Here is a 25,756-nt window from a genome sequence, read left to right on the forward strand (position 1 = left end):
GTCCACTCAACGAGAAGAGGCAGCAGCAGATGCGAAACAGCAGCATGGAGAAGACCGTCTACGACGTCGTGATCCTGGGATCGGGCATCGCGGGGTCGCTCCTGGGGGCGATCCTCGCCCGGCACGGCGCGAAGGTCCTCCTGGTGGACGCGGCGTCCCACCCGCGGTTCGCGATCGGCGAGTCGACGATCCCGTACACCCTGCTCTACCTGCGGGTACTGGCCGAGCGCTACGACGTGCCGGAGATCAAGAACCTGGCGACCTTCACCCAGACCAGGAAGACGATGGGCGAGCGGTTCGGGGTCAAACGGCACTTCGGCTTCCTGCTGCACCACGAGGGGCAGCCGCAGAACCCGCGCGAGACCAACGAGTTCAACACGCCGAAGAACCTGCTCAACGAGGCCGCCCACTACTTCCGCCAGGACACCGACGCCTACCTGTTCCACGTCGCGATCAAGTACGGCTGCAAGGCGCGGCAGAACTTCCGCGTGGAGGACGTCAGCTTCGACGACTCCGGCGTCACCGTCAGCGGCGCGGACGCCCAGTACCGCGCGCGGTACGTCGTGGACGCGAGCGGGTTCCGCTCGCCGCTGGCCGAGAAGTTCGGCCTGCGCGAGGACCCCTGCCGGCTCAAGCACCACTCGCGCTCGGTGTGGAACCACATGCTCGACGTCACGCCCACCGACGACCTGTTCCGGCACGGCAAGGAGAACCGGCCGCCGTTCCCGTGGTACGAGGGCACGGTCCACCACATGTTCGAACGCGGCTGGGCGTGGGTGATCGCGTTCGACAACAACAAGTGGTCGACCAACCCGCTGTGCAGCGTCGGGATGACGGTGGACCCGAGGACCTACCCCAAGCCCGCCCACCTGACCCCCGAGGAGGACTTCTACGCGCTCGCCGCGCCCTACCCCGACATCGCGCGGCAGTTCGAGGGGGCCAAACCGGTGCGGGAGTGGGTCTCGACGGGGCGGCTGCAGTACTCGTCGAGCCGCTGCGCCGGAGACCGCTGGTTCCTGCTCTCGCACGCGGCGGGCTTCATCGACCCGCTGTTCTCCCGCGGCCTGTCGAACACGGCGGAGTCGGTGCACTCGCTGGCCTCGCGCCTGCTCGCCGCGGTGAAGGACGACGACTTCTCCGCCGAGCGCTTCGAGTTCGTCGAGCGGTTGCAGCAGAAGCTCTTCGACTACAACGACTCGCTGGTGAACGCCGCGTTCATCTCCTGGCGCGACTACCCCCTGTGGACCGCGGTGTTCCGGTTCTGGGCGTGGGGCGCGAACGCCGGGTGCTACCAGATCCAGCGCGCGCTCAGCCGGTTCGCCGAGGACGGGAACGACCGGCACTTCCGTGATCTGGAACAGGCTCCGCACCTGGGCCACTACTGGGGGTTCAACGACGGCTTCGCCAAGGCGTACGACAGCATGGTCGAGCAGGTCGACGCGGTCGAGGCGGGCCGGCTGGCGGCCGGCGACGCGGCGGACGACCTGTACGACCAGATGCGCCTGGCCGACTTCTGGCCCAAGCACTTCGGGTTCGCCGAGCGGGACGTGCGCTTCATCAGCCCCGGGCCCAAGACCCTGGCCAAGATGGCCCGCTGGGCGAGGACCGAGGCCGACCCCGAACTCGGCACGCTGATGATCGAGACGGGGAAGGCGGCCCTGAAGTCCCGCTTCCTCAAGGGACGCAAACTCTTCTGACCGACCGCGCTGGAAGGGACAAGGCCATGACCACAGCAGATCCCGGCGCCCGGTTCGACGTCGCCGTGCTCGGCACCCACCTGGCGGGCAGCCTCCTCGCCGCGGTGCTGGCCAGGCACGGCGTGCGGGTGCTCCTCGTGGACGCCCCGCCCGACCCCGGCGAGTTCGCCGGGGAGACGACCGTCCCCTACACGGCCGAGGTGTTCTTCACCCTGGCCCGCCGCTTCGACATGCCCGAGCTCGCGGCCTTCGGGCTGACCAGCGCCCTGCCCTCCCAGGTGCGGCGTTCCAGCGGCGTCAAACGCAGCCTGGGGTTCGTGTACCACCGCCCCGGCCGTGAGCAGGCGCCCGAGCAGGCCGTCCAGTTCAACGTGCCGGGCGAGCACGCCGAGTGGCACCCGTACCGCCCGCACGTCGACCAGCACGCGTTCACCATCGCCCTGGCGTACGGCGCCAGGGCGGTGCCCCACCGCTCCCCGCTCGCCGACGTCCGGGTCGGGGAGCGGGGGGTGGACGTCCTGGTGGGCGACGGGTCCCTCTACCACGCCGGCTTCGTCGTCGACGGCAGCGGAGCCGGCTCCCCGCTCGTGCGCAGGCTCGAAGCCGAGGACGCCGAGCCGCGGCTGCGCTCCCGCTCGCGGGTCCTGGCCACGCACATGCACGGGGTGACCCCGTTCGAGGACTGCGTACGCCTGGAGGACTACGGGCGGGCCACTCCCTGGTCCAAGGGCACGCTCAGCCACCTGTTCCCCGGCGGATGGCTTCAGGTGGCGCACTTCGACAACGGCGAGGACCCGGTCAACCCACTGGCCAGCGTGGTGCTCAGCGTGGATCCCGCGCGGTTCGCCGACCTGCCCGCCGGCCCCGAGGACGCGTTCCGCGAGGTGATCGGGCGGTTCCCCAGCCTGGCCCGGTCGTTCACCCGCGCCGGCGCGGCGCGGCCGTGGACCTCGGCCCGGTTGTGGCAGCGCACGGCCGGCCAGACGGCGGGCGATCGCTGGTTCCTGTACGACCGTACGGTCAGCCGCAACGACCTGTTCCTGTCACGGGACGTCACCATGGGCGCCGAGATGGTGCACGCCCTGGCCCCGGTGCTGATCGAGGCGGCCAGAGGGGACGACTGGCCGGCGCGGCGGCTGCGGCGGGTGGCCCTGTTCCAGGACCGGCTGGTGGACTTCAACGACCGGCTGCTCCAGGCCGCCCGCACCGCCACCGCGGACTTCCGCCTGTGGAACGCCTACTCCCGCGTGTGGCTGCTGTGGTCGATGCTCTCGGCCCTGTCGCTCAAGAGCGCACGCAACCACTGCCTGGCGACGTCCCGCTGGGACGACGTGGAACGCGACCGTGACGACGCGTTCTGGTTCACGCCGCCCGCCGGGCTGCCCGAGCTGCTGGAGCGGGTGTTCGGCCTGTTCGCCGAGGTGGACGGCGGCACGCGTTCCGCGGGCTCCGCGGCCACGGAGATCTTCGCCCTGCTGCGCCGGGCGCCGTTCGTGCCGCCGGTCTACCGGTTCGCCGACCCCGGGGCCCGCTACTACCACTTCTCCACGGCCCGGCGGCTGCGGATGCTGGTGTGGTCCAAGACCACGGCGCCCGCGGAGTTCCGCACCATGATGACCAAGGAGAACATCACCAACGTCCGCCCTCCCGCCGTGCACTGAGCGCGGGTGCCGGCGGGCCGCGGCCCGCCGGCACCCCCCGGGGGTGGCACCCTCAGCGCAGCACCTCGGCGTAGCCGCCCCGCCAGTACGCCAGCGGGAGGCGGTCGGGGCCGCAGCCGCCGCCGATGAGCCGGCCCATCAGGAGCGTGTGGTCGCCGGCCGGCACCGTCCTCTCCAGTTCGCACTCGGCGTGCGCCACGACGTCGGCCAGCACCGGCATGCCGCTCACCCGTCCGCGTCCCCAGCGCACCCGGTCGAACTTGTCCGGCAACGGGGAGGCGAAGACCTGCGAGACCTGCCTGGCGTTGTGGTCGAGCATGTTCACGGCGAACCGGCCCCGCACCAGCACCGCGGCCAGCGTGCCGCTGCGGTTGCTGACGCCCGCCAGCAGCAGCGGCGGCTCCGCGGACACGCTGCACACCGCCGAGCAGGTGAAGCCGCGGGGGACTCCCGCGCCGTCGGTGGTCGTGACGACGCACACGCCGCTGGCGAAGGACCCCATGACCGTGCGGAAGGTGTGGGAGTCCACCGAGGGCGGCGGCCGGTCGGGACGGTGGTCCACCTCGGTCATGGGGAACATGTCGGGCGCGGTGCACTCGGCGTCCATGGACGTCGCCGGAAACGCCTCCCGCGCGCTCATCGAGCGCCCCCCTGCTCCGCCACCGCCAGCAGGCGTTCGCGGTCGGTCTTGCCGTTGGGCGTCCGCGGCAGCGCGTCGAGCAGCCGCAGGTGGTCCACGATCATGTAGGGCGGCAGCCGCTCCGCGCACCGGCGTTTGAGCTCCAGCAGGGACGGGCGCCGGTTCGGCGCCGCCACCACGAACGCGTACAGGCGCGACCTGACCTCCTCGCCGATCGCCAGGACGGCGATGTCGGCGACGGAGTCCAGCGAGCCCAGGGCCGTCTCGATCTCTCCGAGCTCGACGCGATGGCCGCGCACCTTGGTCAGATGGTCGCGCCGGCCGACGAAGTGCAGCTCACCGCCGGGGCCGAAGCGGCCGAAGTCGCCCGTACGGTAGGGCCCGGTCTGCGGCTCGCGCCCCCAGTAGCCTTTCATCACCGTCGGCCCGCTCACGACGATCTCGCCGACGCCCTCCTCGTCGGGCGACAGCACGTCCACCGTGTCGCCGCTGCACGCGTACCCGATCGGCAACGGCCGATCGCGCGCCAGGTCGTCGTCGGACACCTCGTGGGACGTGCACACGTTGGTCTCCGTGGGCCCGTACCAGTTGAGCAGCCGCACCTCGGGCCAGTGTTCCGCCAGCGCCCGCAGGTGCGGCAGGGCGAACGGCTCTCCGGCGAACACACACGCGCGCAGCCCGGGCGGCGGCTCCCGGTCGAGCAGGCCGCCTTCGCAGATCATGAGGCTCAGCGCCGAGGGGACCGAGTACCACACGGTGATGTCCCGCTCGTACAGGAACGAGGTGAGCTGTTGCGGCAGGTAGGCGGTCTCCTGCGGGATGAGATGCACCGACGCGCCCGTGGAGAAGGCGGCGTAGAGGTCGAACACCGACAGGTCGAAGGTGAACGGCGCGTGGTTGGACAGCCGGTCCTCCGGCCGCACGCCGACCTCCCGCACCGCCCAGTCGACGAACGCCAGCGCGTTGCGGTGGCTCAGGCAGACGCCTTTGGGGGTCCCGGTGGATCCCGAGGTGTAGAGGATGTACGCGGGATCGTCGCCGCCGGCGGGATCGCCGCTGTCCGGGTCGCCGTCCCGCGCCGGGCCGCCCGCCGCGCCGCTCCCGTCCGCGGCCGGTCCCGGCAGGTCCGCGAGCCGGACGACCGGCGTGGCGTGGCCGGCCTCGGCCGCGAGCCGCCGGGCGCCGTCCTGGTCGGCGACGACGAGGGCGGGCGCGGCGTCCCGGACGATCTGGGCCACCCGGGTCACCGGGTTGGTGTCGCTCACCGGCACGTAGACGGCGCCGAGGCGCAGCGCCGCCTGCATCACCGCGATCGCGCCGGCGTGTTTGCCGGTCCAGACGACCACACGGTCGCCCCGGCGTACCCCGCGCTCCCGCAGCGCCCTCATGTGGCGGCCGGACAGCTCGTCCAGCGCCCGGTAGGTCGTCGGGCCGTCGCCGTCGTGCACGGCGACGGCGTCCGGGTGGCGCAGCGCGCTGTCGACGAGCAGTCGGTGCAGTTTCACAGTCCCAGCTCCCTCGCGATGAGTTGTCGTTGGATGTCCGAGGTTCCGGAGAAGATCACCGAGGGCACCGCGTCACGGAGCGCCGCCTCGATGCCGTCCCCGCGCAGGTAGCCGCGGGCGCCGAACAGCCGGACGGCGTCCAGGGCGCTGTGCAGCACCCCCTCGGAGACGGCCAGCTTGGACAGGGCGGTCGCGAGAACGGCCCGCTCGCCCTGGTCGATCAGCCAGCAGGCGCGGTACAGCAGCAGGCGGGCGCTCTCGGTGCGGAGCGCCATGTCGGCGACGCGGTGGGAGACGGCCTGGAACCGGGAGATCGGCTCGCCGGACTGCCGCCTGGCGCGGACGTGCTCGGTGACCTGTTCGAGCACGCGGTCGGCGAGCCCCAGGTACCCGGCGAACAGGCAGGCGCGCTCCCAGCCCATGGAGTGCTGGAAGATCGGCCCGCCCTGCCCCGGGTCGCCCAGCACCCGCCCGTCGGGCACGAAGCAGTCCTCGAACCGGACCGCGGCGGCCAGGCAGTCGTCCAGGCCGAGCTTCGCCAGCGGCGTGCCGACGTGGACGCCGGGCGCGGTGCGGTCGACCACGAAGGCGGTCTGCCCGAAGTAGCCGGCCTCGGGGCGGGTGGTGACGTAGGTGAGGAACACGTCGGCGACGGGGCCGTTGCTGACGAAGCTCTTCTCCCCGGTGAGCACCCAGCCGCCTGCCACCCGCCGTGCCCGTGCGGCCAGCACGGAGACGTCCGACCCGGCCTCCGGCTCGGTCATCGCGTTTCCCGCGACCGCCTCGCCGGCGCACAGCTTCGGCAGCAGCTCCGCGCGCAGGTCCGGACTGCCGAACTCGGCGATCGGCATGGCGCACGCGAACAGATGGGCGGCGGCGCCGAACACCAGCCCGGTGTGCGGGCATCCCCGGCCCAGCGCCTCGAACGACCGGGCCGTGTCGAGCGCGCCGAGCCCCTGCCCGCCGTAGCCGACCGGCACGCAGGAGCCGAGCACCCCCAGCTCGGCGAGGCTCCGCCAGTGCCGCCGCCGCCCGCCCGCCGGCTCCTCGCCGTGCGTCCGCGCGCAGACGTCCCGCACCTCGTCGAGCAGGCGCTCGTACCTGCCGGACTGCTCCTTGCTCCAACTGAAGTCCACCGGATCCTCCTCTGGTCAGCGTGTGGGCAGGACCGACACCGAGGCGACGGCGTCCAGGGGCGGGCCGGCCCCGTCCCGCAGGGAGGGCGCGCGCCGCAGCGTCAGGGACAGCAACGGGGAGGCCATGGCCGTGGTGACCACGGCCATCACGACCATGGCGCTGAAAAGCTGCGTGTTGAGCAGCCCGAGCCCGAGCCCGACGTTGAGGATCACCAGTTCGGTCAGGCCTCTGGTGTTCATCAGCAGCCCCAGCACCAGCGAGCCGTTCGTGCTCATCCCGCTGAGCCTGGCCGGCACCGCCACCCCGCCCAGCTTGCCGAGGCACGCCACCACGATGATCCCCAGCGTGACCAGCAGGGTGACGCCGGTGAGCGTGGTCAGGTCGACCGACAGTCCCGTGACGACGAAGAACACCGGCATCAGAAGCGCGCCGACCCGCTCAAGCGGCCCCTGCACCGCCGAGCGCAACGCCGGCGAGGGCGACCTCGGCATCACCAGGCCGAACATGAAGGCCCCGAAGATGGCGTGGATGCCGATGACCGAGGTGGTGTAGGCCGACAGCAGGACGCCGGCGGTGGTCAGCATGGCCAGCCAGGGGTGCGCCGCCGGGCCCACCCGCCGGAAGGCGGACGCGAGCAGCGGCCGCACCAGCGTGAGCATCACGACGACGTAGACCACCGACCAGACGATCACCATGACGAACCCGCCCGTGCCCGTGGCCGCCACCAGGGCGACGACCACGGCCAGCACCGACCAGGCGAGCACGTCGTCGGCCGCCGCCAGGGCGAGCGCGAGCGTGCCCACGCGGCTGTCCTGCAGCCGGTGCTCGGCGATGATCCTCGCCAGCACCGGGAACGCCGTGACGGACATGGCCACGCTCAGGTAGAGCACGAAGTTCGCCGGCTCGACCTGGCGGCCGTCCACCGTGCCGTAGGCCGGGTACAGCACCCACGCCAGCGCCGCGCCCAGCGCCATGGGGGTGGCCATCGACGACAGCCAGATCAGGCCCGCGCTGCGCCGGTGCTCGCGCATCGCGGCCGGGGCGAACTCCCAGCCGACGATGAACAGGAAGAGCAGCACCCCGACCTGGGCCACCACCGACAGATGCGGCCGGAGTTCGGGGGGGAACAGCAGGTTGGTCAAGTCGCCGGGAAACAGTCCGAGAACGCTGGGGCCCATGACGATGCCCGCCCCGATCTCGCCGATCACCGCCGGCTGGCGCAGCAGCCGGGCGATGAGGACGGCCGCGGTCGCGACCAGCAGGATCAGCCCGATCCCGGCCACCGTCGTCGTGATCTGCCATTCCACATGATGCTCGTGCACCGCTGCTCCTCCCGAAGTCGTCGGCGCGTCGGCGCCTCGGCGCGACTCTCGGCGCTCGCGCTTGAACTCTGGTCAAGCGCGGACGCCGTCACGCGTTCAAGCCAAGTTCCACCGGCGGCGCCTACACGTGGACTCAAGGCGGTCCGCCGCGACGCCGGCCGGCGGACGCGAGAGGGGATGTGAGCCGCATGAGACGGATCCTGGTCGCCACCACTCCGGGTGAGGGCCACGTGAACGGGATGGTGGAGGTGGCCCGCGCCCTGGTTCGCGGCGGGCACGACGTGCGCTGGTACACCGGGCGGGCGTTCCGCCCGAAGGTGGAGGCCACCGGCGCCGTGTTCGCGCCGATGCGCGCGGGGCACGACTGGGGCGGCAAGACGCGTGAGGAGGCGTTCCCGCACCATGCCGGGCTCACCGGCATCGACAGCATGGCCGCGGCCTTCCGGGACATCTTCTTCCGCCCGGCCTACGGGCAGATGCGCGACATCGAGGCGATCCTGGATGAGTTCCCGGCCGACGTCGTCGTCACGGGCGAGACGATCTTCGGCGCCAACTTCGCCGCGGAGCGCCGCCGCATCCCCATCGCCTGGGTGGCCACCTCCGTCTACATCTTCGGCAGCCGCGACACCGCCCCGCTCGGCCTCGGGATGCGCCCCGACGCCAGCCCGGCGGGCCACCTGCGCAACCGGGCGCTCAAGCGGCTCTCGCGCACGCTGGTCAAGCCCATTCGCGAGCTGCGCGCGGAGGCGGACGTGACGCGGTCGCGCGCGGGCTTGACGCCGATCGACGCGGGCCCGTTCGAGAACATCGTGCACCCGCCCGACCTGTACCTGATGGGCACGGTGCCGTCCTTCGAGTACCCCCGCGGCGACATCCTGCCGCAGACGCACTTCGTCGGCCCCTTCGTCGGCCCGCCGCCGCAGGGCTTCGAGCCGCCCGCCTGGTGGGGGGAGCTGAAGGGCGGGCGCCCGGTGGTGCACGTCACCCAGGGCACGGTGGCCAACGACGCCGACAGGCTGCTGGCCCCCGCGCTCGCGGCCCTGGCCGACCTGGACGTGCTCGTGGTGGCGACCACCGGCGTTCCGCCCGAGTCGCTCGACCTGGGCCCGCTGCCGGCCAACGTCCGGCTGGAGCGCTTCCTGCCGCACTACGAGCTGCTGCCCCACGTGGACGTCATGGTGACCAACGGCGGATACGGCGGGGTCAACACCGCCCTGTCGCACGGCGTCCCGCTCGTGGTCGCGCCGGCCACCGAGGAGAAGCACGAGGTGGCGGCGCGGGTCGGCTGGTCGGGGGTCGGCATCGGCCTCAGACGCCGCGCGATGACGGCCGACAGGATCCGCCGGGCCGTGAGCACGGTGCTCGCCGAGCCCTCCTACCGGCGCAAGGCGCGCGCGCTGAGCGAGGAGTACCGCCGGCACGACGGGCCGCGACGCGCGGTCGAACTCATCGAGCGGCTCGCCGGCTCGCGCCGCTCGGCTCCCGTCGGCGAGTGAGTCCCTGGCACGTGGAGGAGAGACAGTGAAGAAGACGACGGCGAGGCTCGCCGACGGACGCGAGCTGATCTACTACGACTCGCGCGACGACGCGGCGCGCGACACCGTGGACCGGCGCCCCGCCGCACCGGCCACGACGGCCGCGGAGATCCGCTACGACCCGCTGCGGGACGAATGGATCCTCATCGCCTCGCACCGTCAGGGGCGCACCCACAATCCGCCCACCGCCGAATGCCCGCTGTGCCCGTCCCGGGAGGGGCACAGCGAGATCACCGCGGACGACTACGAGGTCGTGGTCTTCGAGAACCGCTTCCCCTCGATGGCCGGGCGCGACGGCGACGACGAGGCCCCGGCGCTCATCGCGGACCTGCGTACGCCGGGGGGCTCGTGGCGGAGCGCGCCCAGCGCCGGTCGCTGCGAGGTCGTGTGCTTCAGCCCCGACCACGAAGCGTCGTTCGCCGACCTGTCACCCGAGCAGGTCGCGCTCATCCTGGAGGCGTGGACCGACCGCACCGCGGAGCTGTCCCGCCGGCCGGACGTCGAGCAGGTGTTCCTGTTCGAGGACCGCGGCAAGGAGATGGGGATGAGCCTGGTCCACCCGCACGGCCAGATCTACGCCTACCCGTTCGTCACCCCGCGGACCGAGCGGGTGCTCGCGGCGGTGGGCGCGTACCGCGAGCGCACGGGCGGCAACCTCTTCGACGACATCCTCGCCGCGGAGTCCGCGGACGGCGGACGCCTGGTGGTCGAGGCGGAACACTGGACCGCCTTCGTCCCGCACGCCGCGCACTGGCCCTACGAGGTGCACCTCTACCCCCGCAGGCGCGTGCCCGACCTCACGGCGCTGGACGACGACGCCCGCGCGGAGTTCCCCGCCGTCTACCTGGACGTGCTGCGCCGCTTCGACCGGCTGTTCGGCGAGGACACCGGCCCGGTGCCGTACATCTCCTCGTGGTCGCAGGCGCCGCTCTCGGCGCCCGGCGAGTTCGCCCTGCACCTTGAGCTGTTCACCGTGCGCCGCACGCCGGCCAAGCTCAAGCACCTCGCCGGCTCGGAACTGCTCATGGACGTCTTCGTCAACGAGATCTCCCCGGAGTCGGCCGCGGCCCGGCTTCGCGAGCTGGGCTGAGCCCGGCGGCCGGGGCCCGGCCGCCGCGGCGGGCGTCACCGCCGCGGCGACCGGGCTCGCGCGTGCCGGCCCGGGAAAACGAAGGGACCGTCCCCGGTCGTGGGGACGGTCCCTCGGCGCGCTTCGCGACTCACCCCGTGCCGTCTCCCGGCGTCTCCCGGCCGCTGCCCGCGAGCACCACGTAACCGAACTGGGGGAGGGCGGCGTAGCGCTCGGTCAGGTCGACCATCTGGTCGAGGCGGTCCCCGCCGACGATGGGCCCGAGGCGGTCACGAGCGGCGCGGACGGCCTGGGCGTGCTGCGCCATGGACGGCTGGACGTTGGCGCTGACGTCGCCGATCTCGATCACGTCCAGGCCCGCCTCGGCGAACTCGCGGGCGTAGTCGTCGATCGTGGTCAGCGTCACCAGGTTGCAGGCGACGGCGAACCGGTCCACCAGCTCGCGGTGCCGTTCGGGGACCGGGCCGCGCAGGGCGAAGTCGGCGACGACCACCGACCCTCCGGGACGGACGACCCTGGCGATCTCCCGCAGCGCCTTGGGACGGTCGGGCATGTGGTGCAGCGCCTCCAGGCACAGCACGGCGTCGAACGAGGAGTCGGGGAACGGGAGGTCCATGGCGTCGGCCGTCTGGAATTCGACGTCGGCGGGCAGGGGCACCGCGCGGGCCGAGGCCTTGGCGACGCCGATCTGCTGCTCGCTGATCGAGACGCCCGTGACGTTCACGCCGCGTTCGCGCGCCAGCCGGAGCGCCGGCTTGCCGATGCCGCACCCGACGTCCAGGACACGGTCGCCTGGGGCGACCCGCAGCCTGCCGATCACCTCCCCGGTCAGGCGTTCGGTCGCCTCGACGATCGAGGGATTCGCGGTCGCCGACTCCCAGTAGCCCATATGCAGATTGCCGTCCCAGGCTTCGACATAGGGGTCGGTCACGTTGTCGTAGAACTTTTCGATCTCGTCCACGGTCTGCCGGCTCATCACACCTCGTTTTCGTGGGGGCGAGAAATCTCTGACCCGGTCGCGAGGCGAGCCTAGGAGTGAAAGCTTGAGCGGCGGTGGAGTGGTCTTTCAGTAATCGTCCTGGCATTTCACCTCGCGCATCGGCTCCCATATCGGTATGTCGACCTCACTGACCCGGCCGTCCCCGGCGAAGTGCACATAGCGGGTGAAGTCGGCGGCGAGCCAGCGGTCGTGGGTGGTCGCCACGACGGTTCCGGGAAATCGCCGGAGGCCGCGCTGCAGGGCGTCGGCGCTGGGAGTGTCCAGGCCGCCGGTGGGGTCGTCGAGCAGGAGCAGATCGACGTCCGCCATCTCCAGGAGCACGATTCTCAGCCGGGCCCGCTCGCCGCGGGAAAGCGCGCCGTACTTCCGGTTCCAGGTGCCGGCGATGTCATAGCGGGCGAGCGCGGCGGCTGCCGCCTCCCGGTCGGGGGGCAGGTCGCGCCGCACGATCTCCGAGACCCGCCTGCGGTCGAGATCGGGACGGTCGTCGTCAGCGGTGAGATGCCCCGGCCTGATCCCGGGGCCGAGGTCGACGGTGCCGCCGAACGGCGCCGCGGAGCCCTCCGGGAGGGCGGCGCCGGCCAGCGTTCGCAGGAAGGAGGACTTCCCGGCGTCGTCCGGCCCCAGGAGCGCGACCCGCTCGCCCGGCCGCACCGTCAGGTCGAAGGGCACCGTGAGGCCGGTGAGCCGCAGACGCCGGCAGGTGATCGCCGTGGCGCGCGAGGACGGCGGCCCGGCCTCGGGCCGCCCGTACCCGCCCGGCGGCCGCGAGCCGCGGTCGCGGCGGGCGTCGGCGAAGGTGGTGTACCCGCCCTCGTGCACCCGGACGTCGCGGCCCTCCACCGAGATGATGCGGTTCGCGGCGTTGGCCAGCAACTGGCGGTCGCGGGACACTATCAGGACCGTCTTGGCGCTGGCCCTCAACTGGTCTTCGAGCCACTCCTTGCCGGGCATGTCCAGGTGGTCGTCCGGCTCGTCGAGCAGGAGGACCTGATCCGGTCCGCGCAGGAGCGCCTCCAGGGCGAACCGCCTGCGCCGGCCGCCGGCGAGCGGCGGATGGGGTGATCGGGGCATGAACCCGATGCCGCCACTGCTGACGATCTCCCCCTTGGCCGGCGTGAGACGGCCCGCGATCAGGCGCAGCAGCGTCGACTTGCCCGCCCCGTCCGGCCCCACCACGCCCGCGGTGACGCCTTCGCCGACGCGGAAGGACACCTCGTCCAGCAGTACGCGCCCGCCGGGCAGCACGTAGGTGAGACCGGCCACGTGGACGTGCGCCACTAGGAGACCCCTTCTTCCTGGACGTCCGGCACGGGCACGGGCGCGGCGGGCGGGCGGCGCGTCTTCAGCATGAGCCAGACGACGAGCGCCGTCGCGAGGATGACGGCGAACGCGACCGTGAGCGCGACGGTGAAGCCGTGCACGGCGGCGCGGGTGTACGCGTCCGCGCCGCCCGCGCCGCCGGCCGCGAGGTAGGCGCCGGCGGCCGTGGTGGCGACGGTGTTGAGCAGGGCGGTGCCCACAGAGCCGCCGACCTGCTGCACCACGTTGACCGTCGCCGAGGCGACTCCGGCGTCGCCGGGCCGCACGCCGCCGGTGGCCATGCTGATCGCCGGGGCCACCACGCATCCCAGCCCCAGGCCGATGAGCAGCTCGGCCGGGAGCAGGCGGGTCAGGTACACCCCGGGCCCGCCCGTGTCCAGGCCGATCATGATCAGCATGCCGGCCGCCATCGACAGCAGCGCCGGGACGATGAGCGTGCGGGGGGCCACCCTGGGCGCGAGCGTGGCGGTGATCACGGTGGAGCCGACGCCGATGGCCAGCGACAGGGGAAGGAACGCCAGCCCGGTCTGGAGCGGGCTGTAGTCCAGCACCAGTTGGAAGTAGTAGGTGAGGAAGAGGAAGAAGCCGAACATGGAGACCTGGGGCAGGCCGATCGCCAGGAAGGCCGCGGCCCTGACGCGGTCGCGCACCACGCGCAGCGGCAGCAGCGGGTGGCGGGTCCTGCCCTCCCAGAAGGCGAAGCCGGCCAGCAGCAGGAGGCCGGCGGCGAGCAGCGCCAGGACGACGGGGTCGGCCCAGCCGTGTGTGGCCATCTCCGAGAACGAGAAGACGACCGCCAGCATCCCGAGCAGGCTGAGCGCCATCCCGGGCAGGTCGAGCGGCTCGGCCCGCCCCCGGGCGGCGGCGGGTATGACGGTGACCGCCCGCGCCAGGGTGAGCGCGGCGATCGGGACGTTGATCAGCAGACACCAGTTCCAGGCCAGGTACTCGGTGAGGAGGCCGCCGACCAGGAGCCCCACGGCGGCGCCCACGCCGGTGAGCGCGCCGAACACGCCGAACGCGATGCCTCGTTCGCGGGAGGCGGTGAACGTGGTGGAGATGATCGACAGCGCCGCGGGGGCCAGCACGGCGGCGAAGGCCCCCTGCGCGGCGCGCCCGGCGAACAGCAGCTCGGCGCTGGGCGCCAGGCCGGCCAGCCCGGAGGCGACGGCGAAGCCGAGCAGGCCGATGACGAAGGCGCGTTTCTGGCCGAACCGGTCCGACAGCCGTCCGCCGATCAGCAGCAGGCCGCCGAACGCCAGGGCGTAGGCGGTCACGACCCAGCCGCGCGCCGCGTCGGACATTCCGAGATCGGCCTGCACGGACGGCAGGGCGATGTTGACGACGGTCGAGTCCAGCACCACCATCAGCTGCGCCACGCCGGCCAGGGCGAGGATCCACCACCGCCCCGGCCGCTCGCCGGTCGCCGCCCCGGCCCCTTGATCGAATGCCATCTGCGCCCCTAGAACGTTGGACCACTAATAGAACGTTGGTCTATGCGCAGATCAACGTACTAGGATGGATCGCATGGATGCAAACAGCTCTCCGCCCCGTGCCGGCGGGCGCGGCGGGAGGACGAGCGGCACCGCGGGCGCGGTGTGGCTACGCGGCCCCCGCACCTATCGCGACTCGACGCTCACCTCTGATCGCATCATCGCCGAGGCCATCGTGCTGCTGGACGGCGAGGGAGCCGGCCGGCTCACCATGCGCAGGCTCGCCGAGCATCTCGGCGTCGGCCCCACCACGCTGTACTGGCACGTCAAGACCAAGGACGACGTCATCGACCTGGCGGTGGACGCCATCTTCGACGAGGTCTCCCTGCCCGAGCCGTCCAGCCGGTGGGACGACGACGTGCGCGCGCTCGTGCTGCAGTGGCGGGCGACCATGCTGAGACATCCATGGGCGGCGGGGCTGCTCGGGCGGCCCCTGCTGGGCCCCAACGTGCTGGAGCGCACCGAGTTCCTCCAGGCCACCCTGCGCCGGGCGGGGTTCGAGGGGCCGGTGCTCGCCGCGGCCACGCACGGGCTGGCCAACTACGTCATCGGCTCGGCGGCCACCCAGTCCACCTGGCAGCACCTGGCCACTCCGGAGCTGCAGCAGTCGGCCGACGCGCACGTGCGCGCGCACGCCGACCTGTATCCCACCCTGGCCGTGACCCACCACCTGGGCGAGCACGACTGGGACGACCTGTTCCGCCGCGGCCTGGAGTTCATGCTCGCCGGGCTGGGCTCCCCGGCTTAGGGACGGCCGGTTCTGCCGGTGACAGACGGAGGGATGTGGCGGTACGAACCTCCGGTACATCTCCTTGAAATAGTGCCGCCCGTCAGCCGGGTGCCCGAGGGCGCGACAGGAATGCTTACTCTATGACACGAAACCAATACTAGAGTCAGATGAGGTTGACATACGCGCCGTCGTTTATCTATTGTCGCGTGTGGATCATCGTACCGGCCGGGGAGTGTCTTTCGCGCACGTCGCGTCCCTCTGGTGAGTCTTGATCTGGGGAAGACCAGGTCGAAGATCATGCGAGTCCAGCCTGTCGCGGTGACGGAAAAACCGGTACTTCGGCATTCGATTTCGCCGCCGGCCCGCACGGTAACGCGAGGAGATCACATCATCGGAGGTAATGATAGAAGGCGTTTCCTCTTGAATTCCCGTGTGAGGTTCATAGCTGATCCGATGCTGGGGGAGTTATGTTCAGCGTGATGTTGGCGATGGAACTGCGCATGGTGCGCGGCGCTTTCGCCGTCATGTTAGAAATGGACTCCGACCTCACCGTTGTGGGCGAGGCGGACAAGGCGCAGTCCGTGCTCCGCACCGCACAGCGCTGTCGTCCCGACGTCGTCGTCCTCGACGCCGACATGATCGACGGTTCCGCGATCACCGTCGCCGCCGACCTGCACGCGCACATGCCCACGTGCCGGACCCTCCTGATCGCCGCGCGCAAGTCTCCGGAGCTGCTGCGGCGCGCGATGAAGGCGAACGCCTCCGGCCTGCTGCTCAAGGACTCCCCGGCCGGGGAACTGGTGCGGGGAATCAAGGCGGTCGCCGCGGGTGAGCAGATCGTGGACCAGGAGCTCGCCATCGCCGCGCTCAACGCCCGGCCGAACCCGTTGTCCAAGCGTGAGGTGGACATCCTGGTGCTGGTGGCCGCCGGGGCCGAACCCGCCGAGATCGCCAAGAAGCTCGACCTGAGCATCGGCACCGTGCGCAACTACCTGGCCAGCATCGTCACCAAGCTGGACGCGCGCAACCGCGTGGACGCCATCCGCATCGCCGACGAGTTCGGCTGGCTGCTTCCAGCGGTCGAGCCGGTGCTGCCCGACGCCTCGTGATCGGCGGGGGCGGGGAACGGGCCGCGCGGAGGTGACGCGGACCTCCCGGCGCCCGGGAGGCGGTGCCGCCTGACCGCGAGGGTCAGGGGCCGGGCGGGCGCGTGCGGCGGGTGCGGTCGAGCAGGGTGAGCGCGGCGAGGGACAGGCCGTCGACGAAGCGCCCCTCGGTGATCATCAGGTTGAGATCGTCCTCGCTCACCCAGCGCTGTCGCATGTCGGCCTCGGTCGCCTCCCGCTCCGGCTGCCACTGGGTCAGCCCTTCGGCCAGGAACACGTGACAGCCCTGGTTGGAGTACCCGTGCGCGACGTGGACCCGTCCGAGGTAGGTGAGCGAGTCGGCGACGAGGCCGGTCTCCTCACGCAGTTCGGTGGCCGCGAGCCGTTCCGGGCCGCGCGGGCCGGGCCCGTCCGCCGGCGGCGCGACCTCGGCGGAGGCCGGCCAGGAGCCCTGCGGGAACTCCCAGAAGCGATCGGCGACGGGGTAGCGGAACTGCTCGACGAGGTGGAATCCGCCGTTCTCGCTCGGCAGGACCAGGGCGAGGTCCTGCTTGTCGACGACGCCGTACAGGCCGACCGAACCGTCTGGCAGCTCGACGTCATCCTCTCGCACCGACATCCAGGCGTTGCTGTACACCAGACGTGAGCGGAGCGTGTGCACGCCTACCTCCCTGGTCACCCACCGCGGTTCGCGTCGCGCACAGCCTACTGACCCCCGTGTCGCGCCGGGCGCCGCCCGCCCGGGACGGTGCCGGCGCCGCGCGGTGTCCCGCCTCCGCCTCCGGCTCGGGCGGGAGGCGCCCGCGCCCACCCGGGCGGCCCCGGCCTCGCGGCCGGGTCAGGCCGCCACGTCCTCCCTGCGGTGCCCCATGCTCCGCAGCTCGGCCAGCGCGCCGGCCAGCTCCTCCTCGGTGAGGTCGTCGACGAAACGCGCCTCGCCGAACCCGACGGGAAGCGGAAGCCGCTGGCGGCCGTCGCGATGGCGGACGGTCTCCTGCAGCGCCGTGGTGATCAGGTCGGGGGTGCACACGGGGTGCCAGGAGGGCAGGCGGAGCTCGCGCATCAGCCGGATGACCCGGTCCTGCTGCTCTCGGGTGAGCCACCCGCGGCGGCGCGCGAGCACCGTGCAGAACGCCATGTCCACGCAGACCGCCTCTCCGTGCAGCAGCTCCGGCAGCGCGTGCATCTCTACGGCCGGCGAGAAGGAGTGCCCGTAGTCGACCAGCCGGGTGAGACGGTGCTCCCACAGGTTCGGCTGCAGCTCGGACAGCATTCCCTGGATGGCGCGCCGGATCACCTCCGTGGCGCACGCGCCGCCGTCCAGGCTGCCCGCGCCCTGCATGCGCTCGGCGATCAGCCGCTCCCCGTGCCCCTCCAGCAGATCCAGCAGCGCGGCGTCCTTGACCAGGGCCATCTTCAGGATCTCGGCCAGGCCGTTGGCCATGTGGCGCTCGCTCAGCGTGCGCAGGAAGCTCCTGTCGATGAGGGTGGTGAGCGCCGGGTGGTAGGCCCCGAGCCGGTTCTTGTGATGGCCGAGGTTGACCCCGGTCTTCGCGCCGACGCCCGCGTCGATCATGCCCATCAGCGTGGTGGGCACGCGCACGTGCGGCGTGGACCGCCGGTACAGGCTGGCGGCCAGCCCGACGACGTCGGTCAGCACGCCGCCGCCGAAGGCGATGACCGGCTCGGCCCTGCGCACGATCCCGAACCGGTCCATGGCGGCGACCACGGTCATGACCAGGTCCATCGTCTTCACCTGTTCGTGCGCGCTGATGACCACGGTCTCGTGCTCCACCTTCTGCGCGGTGAAGTAGGCGGAGATCTCGTAGCCGTAGAGCTCGTGCACCGTGCTCTCGACGACGAGAAGCCGTCGCCGCGTGGCCGGACCGCCGAGCGTCCCGGCGTCCGCCAGGGCCGGATCGGCCGGATCGAGCAGATCGGAGTGCAGCCGCACCTCGTAGCTCACCGGCTGCCTGGTGGTGAGCCGCCACGACGGCTCCGCGGCCCCGCCGGAGCTGAACAATCCCTGTTCGGACACCTGGTCGACCTGTGCTGATCCCGGCATGACACTCCCTTGCCAGCCCTCCGCTGGGCTGTCTGCTCGCACGGCTTCCCGGCCTGCCCGGCGTGGGCCCGCAGGCGGATGTCAGATGCGAGCCTCGATCCCCCTCCTCAAATCCAGCTCAACTCCGCCGGGCACGCCCGGTCCACCGCGACTCCAGCGGCCGCTCCTAGCGTCGGGCGAATCCGTCACCTGGGAGGGGAGTCCGACATGTCGCGGCCGATTTCGGTGCTGGACGTTGGAGGCACCCACCTGCGCTGGGCGACGTGGAGCCGCGGCGACGGGCTCGGGCCGGTCGGCCGAGCGCCGACGCCGAGCCTGGCCAACGGACTGCTCTCGCCGGTGGACGAGCTGCGGGCGCGGCTGGTCGCGATGATGGCGCGGGCCGTGCCGGAAGGCGGTGTGGCCGGGGTCTCCTTCGGCGCCGCCCTGGACCATCGCTCGGGGACCGTCTACGCGTCGGCCCCGCTGTGGGGATCCTGCACCCGCCCGTTCGACCTGCTCGGCGCACTGTCGGCCGCCCGGCCGGACGTCCGCTGGCACGTCGTCAACGACGTGACCGCGGCCCTGCTGCACCTGGCGGCCGGCCTGGCCGGCGAGCGGTGCCGCAAGGTGCTGCTCGTCACCGTCAGCACGGGGATCGCCTGCCGGGTGCTCGACCGCCGCAGCGGCGAGATCCCCGTGGACGGCTGCGGCCTGCAGGGGGAGATCGGGCACCTGCCCGGCGGGGTGTCGATGGCCGGACGCCCGGTCGACCTGCGCTGCGAGTGCGGCGAGATGAACCACGTCTCGTCGTTCTCCTCCGGGCCCGGCATCCGGCGGCTCGCCCGGGTCCGGCGCGAGCGAGACCCGGACGGCTGGCGGGGTTGCGGGCTCGACGTCCAGGGGCCGTTCGAGGAGTCCCTGGCGAGCGCGCTCGACGCCGGTGATCCCGTGGCCGAGGACGTCCTCCGGATGGGCACGCGGCCGGTAGCCGACGTCGTGCGCACCGCGATGTGCCTGGACCCCGAGCTGGATCTCGTGGCCTTCACCGGAGGCGTGGTGCACGCGCTGGGCGCCCACTACCGCAGGGAACTGCTCCGCCACCTCAGCGCTCGCGGACTGTACCTGACCAGCACGCTGGCCCCTGACTGGGTGCGGGACCGCGTGCTCGTCTGCGGGCGAGGGCAGGCGGACTGCCTGGTCGGGGCGGGGCTCGCGGCCGAGCTGGCGGCCGGGTCGTGACGGCCGCCCACCGCGCGATCGTCCGGACCGCAGGCACGGTCGCGCTCGGCACCCGGCCCACGGCCGAGCCGGGCCCCGGCGAGCTGAGCCTCGAGGTGGTGGTGGCGGGGCTGTGCGGCACCGACATCCAGATGCTGCGCGGGCTGCGGGACGACGGGGCCGCCGTGATCGGCCACGAAGGGCTGGCGCGGGTCGTGGCCGCGGGCCCCGGCGCGCCGTTCACGCCGGGCACCCCCGTGCTGGTCAACCCGACCCACCCGGCCGACCCCTCGTTCCTGCTCGGCCACAACGTGGACGGGCTGCTCCAGGAACGGGTGATCGTGCCCGCCACCGCCGTCGAGGGCGGCATGGTGCTTCCCCTGGGTGCGCCGGAGACCCCCGAGGACGCGCTCACCGCGCTGCTGGAGCCGCTGGCCGTCGTGCACTACGCGCTGGAGATCCACCGCCGGTTCGCCCCGGCCACGCTGCTGGTCGTCGGGGACGGGACCGTGGGGCACCTCGCCGTCCGCGCCGCGCGTCACCTGCTGGGCCCGGTGCGCGTCGTGCACGCGCACCACACCCCGGCGGGCCTGGCGTGGAGCCGGGGCGGCACGCCCGCGGCGGATCTGACGCTGCTTGCCGAGGACCTCGGCTCACTGCCCCCGGCGGGGGGAACGGTCTGCGTGCTGCTCGCGACGCCCCGTGACGCCACGCTGCCGCTGCTGGAGCGGGTGCTCGGGCTGGGGGAGGACACGCTGGTGGTGGACATGGTGGGCGGCCTGCCGCCCGGCGCGAGGACGCCGCTGCTGCCGGGCGTCGACCTGGCCGCGGTCCGCGCGGCGAACTGCGGCGGGATCCCGGCCGTGCCCGTCGTGGCCGAGGCGACCACCCCCGCGGGGAGCCGCGTCGTGCTCTACGGGCACCGCGGAGTGGCGAACCGGCATCTGAGGGCCGCGGCCAGGGAGTTGACGGCCTTCCCGGGGCGCTACCGCGCGCTGCTGACCCACGAGACCGACCTCGCCGGCGCGGTGGGCGTCCTGCGTGCCCTGGCCGGTTCGTCCGGCCGGGTGATCGAGGGCAGGCGGCTCGTCAAGCTGGCCGTCCGTATCGGCGCGTCTGAGACCTGGAGGAATCGGTGATGGGGGACAACCCGGGAGGGGCGCTGAGTGGGCGCCGGGCTCTGGTCGTGGGAGGGTCGGCCGGGATCGGCCGGGCGGTCGCGCAGGCGTGGGCCGCGGCGGGCGCCGAGGTGGTGGTGTGCAGCCGCACGGAACCGGGCGGGCCGGGAGCGGGCGCCCTGGGCTGGCGGCCGGTCGACCTGACCGACGCCCGGCAGGCCCGCGCCCGCCTGACGGAGCTCGGCTCGCAGCCGCTGAGCATGGTGTGCTTCTCCGCGGTTCACTACGGAGAGCGGCGCACCCGGTTCGCCGGAATCGGCGAGGCGGAGTGGCGCCGTCAGTTCGAGGTCAACGTGGCCGGGCTCTGGCTCACCCTGGCGGCCACCCTGCCGTCGTTGCGCGACGCCGCGCCGGGCCTGCTCCTGGCGGTGTCCTCCGAGGTCGCCTTCAACGCGGGGCCGGGCCGCGCCGGGTACGCCGCCTCGAAGGCGGCGGCCAAGGCGCTGCTGGACTCGGTGGCGCGGGAGGAGGACCCGGCTCGCGTGCGCATCGTGCAGATCCTGCCCGAGGGCATGGTCGACACCCCCGGCATCAGAAGGCGCAGGAGCGACGGCTTCGACTACAGCGCGTACATGCGTCCGGAGGCGTTCGCCCGTGTCGCGGTCCACCTGGCGGGGGCGGCCGGGCATGGCCACCACGGGGACAGCCTGGTGGTGGCCGGCGACGGGAGCTGGTGGCCGGTCGAAGACCGCCTTCCCGGCTCGCAGAGCAGGCCCCTGCCGGCATGAGCGCACGCGGCTGCGTGATCGGGCTGGCCGAGTGGCGGCTGCCGCGATCGGGTGCGGACGCCGTCCGGTACGGGGCCCGGGTCGGCGCCGAAGGGCTGCAGCTCGACTTCGGCGGCCCCGGCCGGGGCGAGTGGGCCGACGCCCCCGGCCGGGCCCGCGCGCTGCGCGAGGCGTCGGCGGCGACGGGGGTGGCGCTGCTGGCGCTGGCGGGCAACGTCCTCAACGACGTCGGCCTGGCGCCGGCGCCGGGCGGCCCGGCCGAGGCCCGGGTGCGGCGGCTGCTGGCCCGCCTGCTCGACACCGCCCGTGAGCTGGCGGTGCCGCTGGCCTTCGTGCCCAGCTTCCGGCGCGGCGCCATCAAGGGACCGGCGGCCTTCGCGCGCACGGCGCGGACGCTGGCGTGGGCGGCGGCCGAGGCCGAGGCCCGCGGCCTCCTGCTGGCCAGTGAGAACGTGCTGCGGGTGGCCGGCGCGCGTGCGCTGGTCGAGGCCGTCGGCTCGCCGGCGTTCCGGCTCGTGCTGGACACCTTCAACCCCGTGCACGCGGGGCTCGACTGCGCGCGGCTGGTCGCCGGGACCGCTCCCTGGCTCGCCGACCAGGTGCACCTCAAGGACGGCCCGCCCCCGGTCGGGGAGACGCCGCCGCTCGGCCGGGGGAGCGGGCGCCTGGAGGCCACGCTGGCCGCGCTGGGCCGGCGCCGCGCCCGCGTCGCCGCGCTCGTCCTGGAGAACGACTACCGCGGCGGCGGGGCGGACCGGATCGCGGCCGACCTCGCCTGGGCCCGCGCCGCGGTGCTGCGGCACGGGCTGGGCCCCGGGAAGGACGCCCGCGCCCGCTGAACGCCCGGCGGTGAAAGCGCGACGGCGCACCGGCGCAATACGCCACAAGACGTACCGGCGGGACTTCGGTCGGTCATCGTTCTTTCGACGCCGTGAAATATTAATATCGGGACCGGTGATCTATCCCGGCGGCCCGGTGACTCCTTCACTGGCTGATTCGGTATGGCTCTGTCAGAATGGGTGTCAAGTGGATAACGGGAGTGCGGCCTTTCCGTGTGGCGAGCAGCGAGGGGCGGCGGCTCCAGTTTCGAAGGCGACGATATCGATGAGAGGAGCTCTTCGAATTGGAGGTCAAAGTTCTTGGACCGCTCACAGCCCGGCAGAATAAAATGGATATTCTCCCCAGCGCCCACAAGCCGCGGCAGATTTTCGCGCTTCTGGCGCTGAACGGGAACAACATCGTGCCCGTTCACATCCTCATCGAGGAGATCTGGGGAGAACGCCCGCCGCGCAGTGCGGGGACCACGCTGCAGACCTACATCCTGCAACTGCGCAAGAAACTCGCGGACGCGCTGGGCGAGGGCGCCTGGCGCGGGCCCAAGGACGTGCTCGTCACACGCAACGGCGGATATCTGCTCAACGTGCCTCCGGGCGCCTGCGACACCGACGACTTCGACAGGTTGTGCCGGCGGGCGAGAAGCGCCTCGGACGCCTTCGACGCCTACCGGTTGTTCAACCAGGCGCTCGCGCTCTGGCGCGGGCCCGCGCTCGTGGACGTGCCGGTCGGGCGGACGCTGGAGCGTGAGGTGGTGCGCCTGGAGGAGACCAAGATGAAGGCGCTGCACGAGCGCAACGAGGTCGGACTGCGCCTGGGCCTGCACATCGAGCTGCTCAGCGAGCTGGCCTCGCTGAGCAGGCACAACCCGATGAACGAGAACCTGCACGCCCAGTGCATCGTGGCGTTCTACCGGGCGGGGCGCACCTTCGACGCCCTGGAGACCTACCAGCGGCTGCGCCGCACCATGGTCGAGGAGCTGGGCCTGGAGCCGTCGGTGCGGCTGCGCAGGCTCCAGCAGGCCGTGCTCACCGCCTCGCCGGAACTGGAGCCCCCCGAGACCAGGATGCCGCCGGCGCGGCACATCAGGCGCGGCGCGTCCCCGAGGTCGAGGTACTCCTAGCCCCCGGCCGCCGGCCCGTCCCGCCGCGGTGGGGCCGGGCCGGCCGGTCAGCGTTCCCGTGCGGCTCTGGCCCGCTGCTGATGGCGGCGGGCCTTCATCCTGTTGCCGCAGGCGGTCATGGAGCACCAGCGGGCGCTGTTGGCCTTGCTGCGGTCGACCAGGAACAACCGGCACTCGTCGTTGGCGCACGGCCTCAGGCGGCCGGGCGCGGTCTCGGCCAGGGCCGACCAGGCGAGGATCGCCCGTACGGAGAGTGCGCGGCCGGCGGGGACCTCCAGCGTCCAGCGGACGCCGTCGCGGGTGACGGCCGGGACGCGCGTGACGTCCCGCAGGGCCGGTTCCAGGGCCTCGGCCGGCTCGTCCCCGCGCACGACGGCCTGAAGGGTCCGCCGGACCGCGAGCAGGGCCTTGAGCTCCTCGTCGGTCCCGTCGCCGCCCACGCCGGCCAGCCAGGCGCGGGCCTGGGCGGGGTCGGCGAACCGGTCGGCGGCGGCGCCGTCGACCACGGGGGTGCTGTTGAGGATCTCCAGCAGGAAGTCCTCGTCGGGTATGTCCGCGGCCATCTTCACTCCTAACCCCTTCAATGCCCTTGACAGGTTACATCAGGCGCTGCTTGGCTGATGCTAACCAGATAAATCAAGCATGGGGGTTAGTGACGTGACCGTCCACCACCGTTACGCCGACGTGCGGGGTCACCGGCTGTTCTACCGGGAGGCCGGAGACCCGGGCGCACCGGCCGTCGTGCTGCTGCACGGCTTCCCGACCAGCTCGTTCATGTTCCGTCATCTCATCCCGGCGCTCGCCGACCGCTACCACGTGATCGCGCCCGACCATCTCGGCTTCGGCCTGTCGGACGCCCCGCCGGTCGGCGAGTTCGACTACGGCTTCGACGCGCTGGCCGACCTCACCGCGGCGCTGCTGGCCCGGCTCGGGGTCGGCGAGTACGCCGTCTACGTCCAGGACTACGGCGCGCCGGTGGGCTGGCGGCTCGCCCTGAACGACCCGGACGCGATCACGGCGATCGTGACCCAGAACGGCAACGGGTACGAGGCCGGGTTCGTCGAGGACTTCTGGGAGCCGGTCTGGGCCTACGGGAAGGACCAGAACCCGCGGACCGAGGCGGCGGTCCGCGCGGCGTTGGGCGTCGAGGCCATCAGGTGGCAGTACCTGCACGGAGTGCCGGACCCGAGCCTGGTCAGCCCCGACACCTGGCACCACGACCACGCGCTCGTCTCCCGGCCCGGCAACGACCTGGTACAGCTCAAGCTGTTCGCCGACTACCCCTCCAACCTCCCGCTCTACCCCCGGCTCCACGAGTACCTGCGCGCGCGCCGGGTGCCGCTGCTGGCCGTCTGGGGTCGCAACGACGAGATCTTCGGCCCGGCCGGAGCCCGCGCGTTCGCCGTCGACCAGCCGGACGCCGAGATCCGGCTGGTCGACGGCGGCCACTTCCTGCTCGAAAGCGCCCTGGACGAGGTCGTGGGCCATACGCGCGCCTTCCTCGGCAGGGTCCTGGCATGACCGCGACCCGGCCGGCGTCACCCGCGGCGCGCGGGCCGACTCGGCAAGCGCCCCCTCAGACGACCGGAGGGGACGTCCGCCGGCGCCGGGTCACCAGCGAGATGACGCCCGCGCCCGCCAGCGCGCCCACGGCGAGCGGGAGCGCGATGGTCAGGGCCGGGGACGGGCCGGCCGCGGCCGCCGGCGTGGCGGCCGGGGAGGGACGGGCGGCGGGCGGCGTGGCCGGTGGCCGCTCGGGCAGCCCGAGCGCGACCAGCGTCGCCTTCAGCAGCGCCGGGGCCGCGTACCAGCCGGAGCGCTCCACGCCCTCCTGCGCGGCCGTGTGGACGGCCAGGCGCGGCGTCGCGTACGGGTAGACGTCCTGGACGACCTCCAGGCCGTCGCCCGTCCAGGGCACGTGCCACGCGATGCGGTACCGGGGGCCCAGGTCGCCCTCGGGGCGCTCCTTCGCGAGCGTGCCGGGGTACTCCTCGAAGAGCGCGAGGTGGATTCCCGAGGCTTCGCGCAGCGGGTCCAGGAACGGCGACCGGCCCTCGCGGTCCGGTCGCACGTCGACGGCTCCCGCCAGCCCGGGCCCGGAGACCGTCGCGCGGTCCGGGCCCTTCGCCCAGGCGGGCCCGCCCATCAGGATCGCGGCGAGCAGGACGGCCAGTACCGTGATCGTTCGGCGCATGCCCCCATTACCGGAGAAGCGCGCAGAAGGTTTCGCGGAACGCGCGGCCCGGACGACGACGCCGGCCGCCGGTGAGACCGAGGTGCTCGGAGGACGGCCGGCTTGGGAGCCGGTCCCCTCGCGACCGCAGGCGGGACGCCTTGACGCGGACGTGGAGGGCCGCCCGGGCGGCTCCGGGCGGGGCGGGCCCGCCCG

The 25,756-nt window shown here is 72.8% G+C and carries 23 protein-coding genes; 12 read left to right on the forward strand and 11 right to left on the reverse strand.

Annotated features, from left to right (window positions below; genetic code table 11):
* Positions 1–29 precede the first annotated feature (29 nt).
* Together PYR91_RS17900 and PYR91_RS17905 are read left to right on the forward strand one after the other, a co-directional pair.
* Positions 30–1,697 (forward strand): tryptophan 7-halogenase, encoded by a 1,668-nt coding sequence (locus tag PYR91_RS17900; RefSeq protein WP_279781005.1) that lies wholly within the window; start codon positions 30–32, stop codon positions 1,695–1,697.
* Positions 1,698–1,723: 26 nt separating this feature from the next.
* Complete coding sequence (locus PYR91_RS17905) at positions 1,724–3,358, forward strand: hypothetical protein (RefSeq protein ID WP_279781006.1); 1,635 nt, start codon at positions 1,724–1,726, stop codon at positions 3,356–3,358.
* Between the two features lie 52 nt (positions 3,359–3,410).
* On the opposite strand, the gene PYR91_RS17910 is transcribed toward PYR91_RS17905, so the two are convergent.
* From PYR91_RS17910 to PYR91_RS17925, 4 genes are read right to left on the reverse strand one after another with little or no spacing between them, the layout of a single operon-like run.
* Positions 3,411–3,998: a flavin reductase family protein gene (locus tag PYR91_RS17910; RefSeq protein WP_279781007.1), complete on the reverse strand. Its 588-nt coding sequence runs from the start codon at positions 3,996–3,998 to the stop codon at positions 3,411–3,413.
* Positions 3,995–5,503: an AMP-binding protein gene (locus tag PYR91_RS17915; RefSeq protein WP_279781008.1), complete on the reverse strand. Its 1,509-nt coding sequence runs from the start codon at positions 5,501–5,503 to the stop codon at positions 3,995–3,997. Before PYR91_RS17915 ends, PYR91_RS17910 begins: the two co-directional genes overlap by 4 nt.
* Positions 5,500–6,639 (reverse strand): acyl-CoA dehydrogenase family protein, encoded by a 1,140-nt coding sequence (locus PYR91_RS17920; RefSeq protein ID WP_279781009.1) that lies wholly within the window; start codon positions 6,637–6,639, stop codon positions 5,500–5,502. Before PYR91_RS17920 ends, PYR91_RS17915 begins: the two co-directional genes overlap by 4 nt.
* A gap of 15 nt (positions 6,640–6,654) precedes the next feature.
* Positions 6,655–7,962, reverse strand: a complete 1,308-nt coding sequence (locus tag PYR91_RS17925) for a cation:proton antiporter (protein WP_279781010.1) — start codon at positions 7,960–7,962, stop codon at positions 6,655–6,657.
* Positions 7,963–8,150: 188 nt separating this feature from the next.
* Here PYR91_RS17925 and PYR91_RS17930 point away from each other — a divergent pair, with 188 nt between their 5' ends.
* Positions 8,151–9,458 (forward strand): nucleotide disphospho-sugar-binding domain-containing protein, encoded by a 1,308-nt coding sequence (locus tag PYR91_RS17930; RefSeq protein WP_279781011.1) that lies wholly within the window; start codon positions 8,151–8,153, stop codon positions 9,456–9,458.
* Positions 9,459–9,483: 25 nt separating this feature from the next.
* Complete coding sequence (galT, locus tag PYR91_RS17935) at positions 9,484–10,587, forward strand: galactose-1-phosphate uridylyltransferase (protein ID WP_279781012.1); 1,104 nt, start codon at positions 9,484–9,486, stop codon at positions 10,585–10,587.
* A 130-nt stretch (positions 10,588–10,717) separates the two neighbouring features.
* On the opposite strand, the gene PYR91_RS17940 is transcribed toward galT, so the two are convergent.
* The 3 genes from PYR91_RS17940 to PYR91_RS17950 form a co-directional block, all read right to left on the reverse strand.
* Positions 10,718–11,563, reverse strand: coding sequence for a methyltransferase domain-containing protein (locus tag PYR91_RS17940; RefSeq protein WP_279781013.1), 846 nt, complete (start codon positions 11,561–11,563; stop codon positions 10,718–10,720).
* A gap of 90 nt (positions 11,564–11,653) precedes the next feature.
* A complete protein-coding gene (locus PYR91_RS17945; RefSeq protein WP_279781014.1) occupies positions 11,654–12,868 on the reverse strand; it encodes an ATP-binding cassette domain-containing protein in 1,215 nt (404 codons plus the stop codon).
* Entirely contained in the window at positions 12,868–14,364 is a 1,497-nt protein-coding gene (locus tag PYR91_RS17950; RefSeq protein WP_279781015.1) for an MFS transporter, read from the reverse strand. Before PYR91_RS17950 ends, PYR91_RS17945 begins: the two co-directional genes overlap by 1 nt.
* Before the next feature lie 73 nt (positions 14,365–14,437).
* Between PYR91_RS17950 and PYR91_RS17955 the strand changes: the two genes are divergently transcribed.
* Complete coding sequence (locus PYR91_RS17955) at positions 14,438–15,151, forward strand: TetR/AcrR family transcriptional regulator (RefSeq protein ID WP_279781016.1); 714 nt, start codon at positions 14,438–14,440, stop codon at positions 15,149–15,151.
* Between the two features lie 461 nt (positions 15,152–15,612).
* Positions 15,613–16,242: a response regulator transcription factor gene (locus PYR91_RS17960; RefSeq protein WP_279781017.1), complete on the forward strand. Its 630-nt coding sequence runs from the start codon at positions 15,613–15,615 to the stop codon at positions 16,240–16,242.
* Between the two features lie 82 nt (positions 16,243–16,324).
* Here PYR91_RS17960 and PYR91_RS17965 read toward each other — a convergent pair whose 3' ends face one another.
* Both PYR91_RS17965 and PYR91_RS17970 read right to left on the reverse strand, forming a co-directional pair.
* A complete protein-coding gene (locus tag PYR91_RS17965; RefSeq protein WP_279781018.1) occupies positions 16,325–16,900 on the reverse strand; it encodes an NUDIX hydrolase in 576 nt (191 codons plus the stop codon).
* Between the two features lie 177 nt (positions 16,901–17,077).
* Positions 17,078–18,304 carry a sedoheptulose 7-phosphate cyclase gene (locus PYR91_RS17970; protein WP_279781019.1) on the reverse strand — a complete coding sequence of 409 codons (1,227 nt, stop codon included), beginning with the start codon at positions 18,302–18,304 and terminating at the stop codon, positions 17,078–17,080.
* A gap of 207 nt (positions 18,305–18,511) precedes the next feature.
* Between PYR91_RS17970 and PYR91_RS17975 the strand changes: the two genes are divergently transcribed.
* The 5 genes from PYR91_RS17975 to PYR91_RS17995 all read left to right on the forward strand — a co-directional run bounded on the left by PYR91_RS17975 (position 18,512) and on the right by PYR91_RS17995 (position 23,367).
* Positions 18,512–19,525, forward strand: coding sequence for an ROK family protein (locus tag PYR91_RS17975; protein WP_279781020.1), 1,014 nt, complete (start codon positions 18,512–18,514; stop codon positions 19,523–19,525).
* Positions 19,522–20,643, forward strand: coding sequence for an alcohol dehydrogenase catalytic domain-containing protein (locus PYR91_RS17980; protein WP_279781021.1), 1,122 nt, complete (start codon positions 19,522–19,524; stop codon positions 20,641–20,643). Before PYR91_RS17975 ends, PYR91_RS17980 begins: the two co-directional genes overlap by 4 nt.
* Positions 20,643–21,410, forward strand: coding sequence for an SDR family NAD(P)-dependent oxidoreductase (locus tag PYR91_RS17985; RefSeq protein ID WP_279781022.1), 768 nt, complete (start codon positions 20,643–20,645; stop codon positions 21,408–21,410). Before PYR91_RS17980 ends, PYR91_RS17985 begins: the two co-directional genes overlap by 1 nt.
* Positions 21,407–22,249, forward strand: coding sequence for a TIM barrel protein (locus PYR91_RS17990; protein WP_279781023.1), 843 nt, complete (start codon positions 21,407–21,409; stop codon positions 22,247–22,249). The genes PYR91_RS17985 and PYR91_RS17990 overlap by 4 nt, the downstream gene beginning before the upstream one ends.
* A gap of 329 nt (positions 22,250–22,578) precedes the next feature.
* The gene (locus PYR91_RS17995; RefSeq protein WP_279781024.1) at positions 22,579–23,367 is read left to right on the forward strand and encodes an AfsR/SARP family transcriptional regulator; all 789 of its coding nucleotides are present in this window, start codon (positions 22,579–22,581) and stop codon (positions 23,365–23,367) included.
* Positions 23,368–23,414: 47 nt separating this feature from the next.
* Here PYR91_RS17995 and PYR91_RS18000 read toward each other — a convergent pair whose 3' ends face one another.
* The gene (locus PYR91_RS18000) at positions 23,415–23,930 is read right to left on the reverse strand and encodes a CGNR zinc finger domain-containing protein (protein WP_279781025.1); all 516 of its coding nucleotides are present in this window, start codon (positions 23,928–23,930) and stop codon (positions 23,415–23,417) included.
* Between the two features lie 79 nt (positions 23,931–24,009).
* Between PYR91_RS18000 and PYR91_RS18005 the strand changes: the two genes are divergently transcribed.
* Entirely contained in the window at positions 24,010–24,888 is an 879-nt protein-coding gene (locus PYR91_RS18005; protein WP_279781026.1) for an alpha/beta hydrolase, read from the forward strand.
* A gap of 55 nt (positions 24,889–24,943) precedes the next feature.
* Here the strand turns inward: PYR91_RS18005 and PYR91_RS18010 are convergent, their stop codons facing one another.
* Positions 24,944–25,561 carry a hypothetical protein gene (locus tag PYR91_RS18010; protein WP_279781027.1) on the reverse strand — a complete coding sequence of 206 codons (618 nt, stop codon included), beginning with the start codon at positions 25,559–25,561 and terminating at the stop codon, positions 24,944–24,946.
* Positions 25,562–25,756: the final 195 nt, after the last annotated feature.

Origin of the sequence: Sphaerisporangium sp. TRM90804 (genome assembly GCF_029846175.1) — a bacterium.
GTDB lineage: Bacteria > Actinomycetota > Actinomycetes > Streptosporangiales > Streptosporangiaceae > Sphaerisporangium.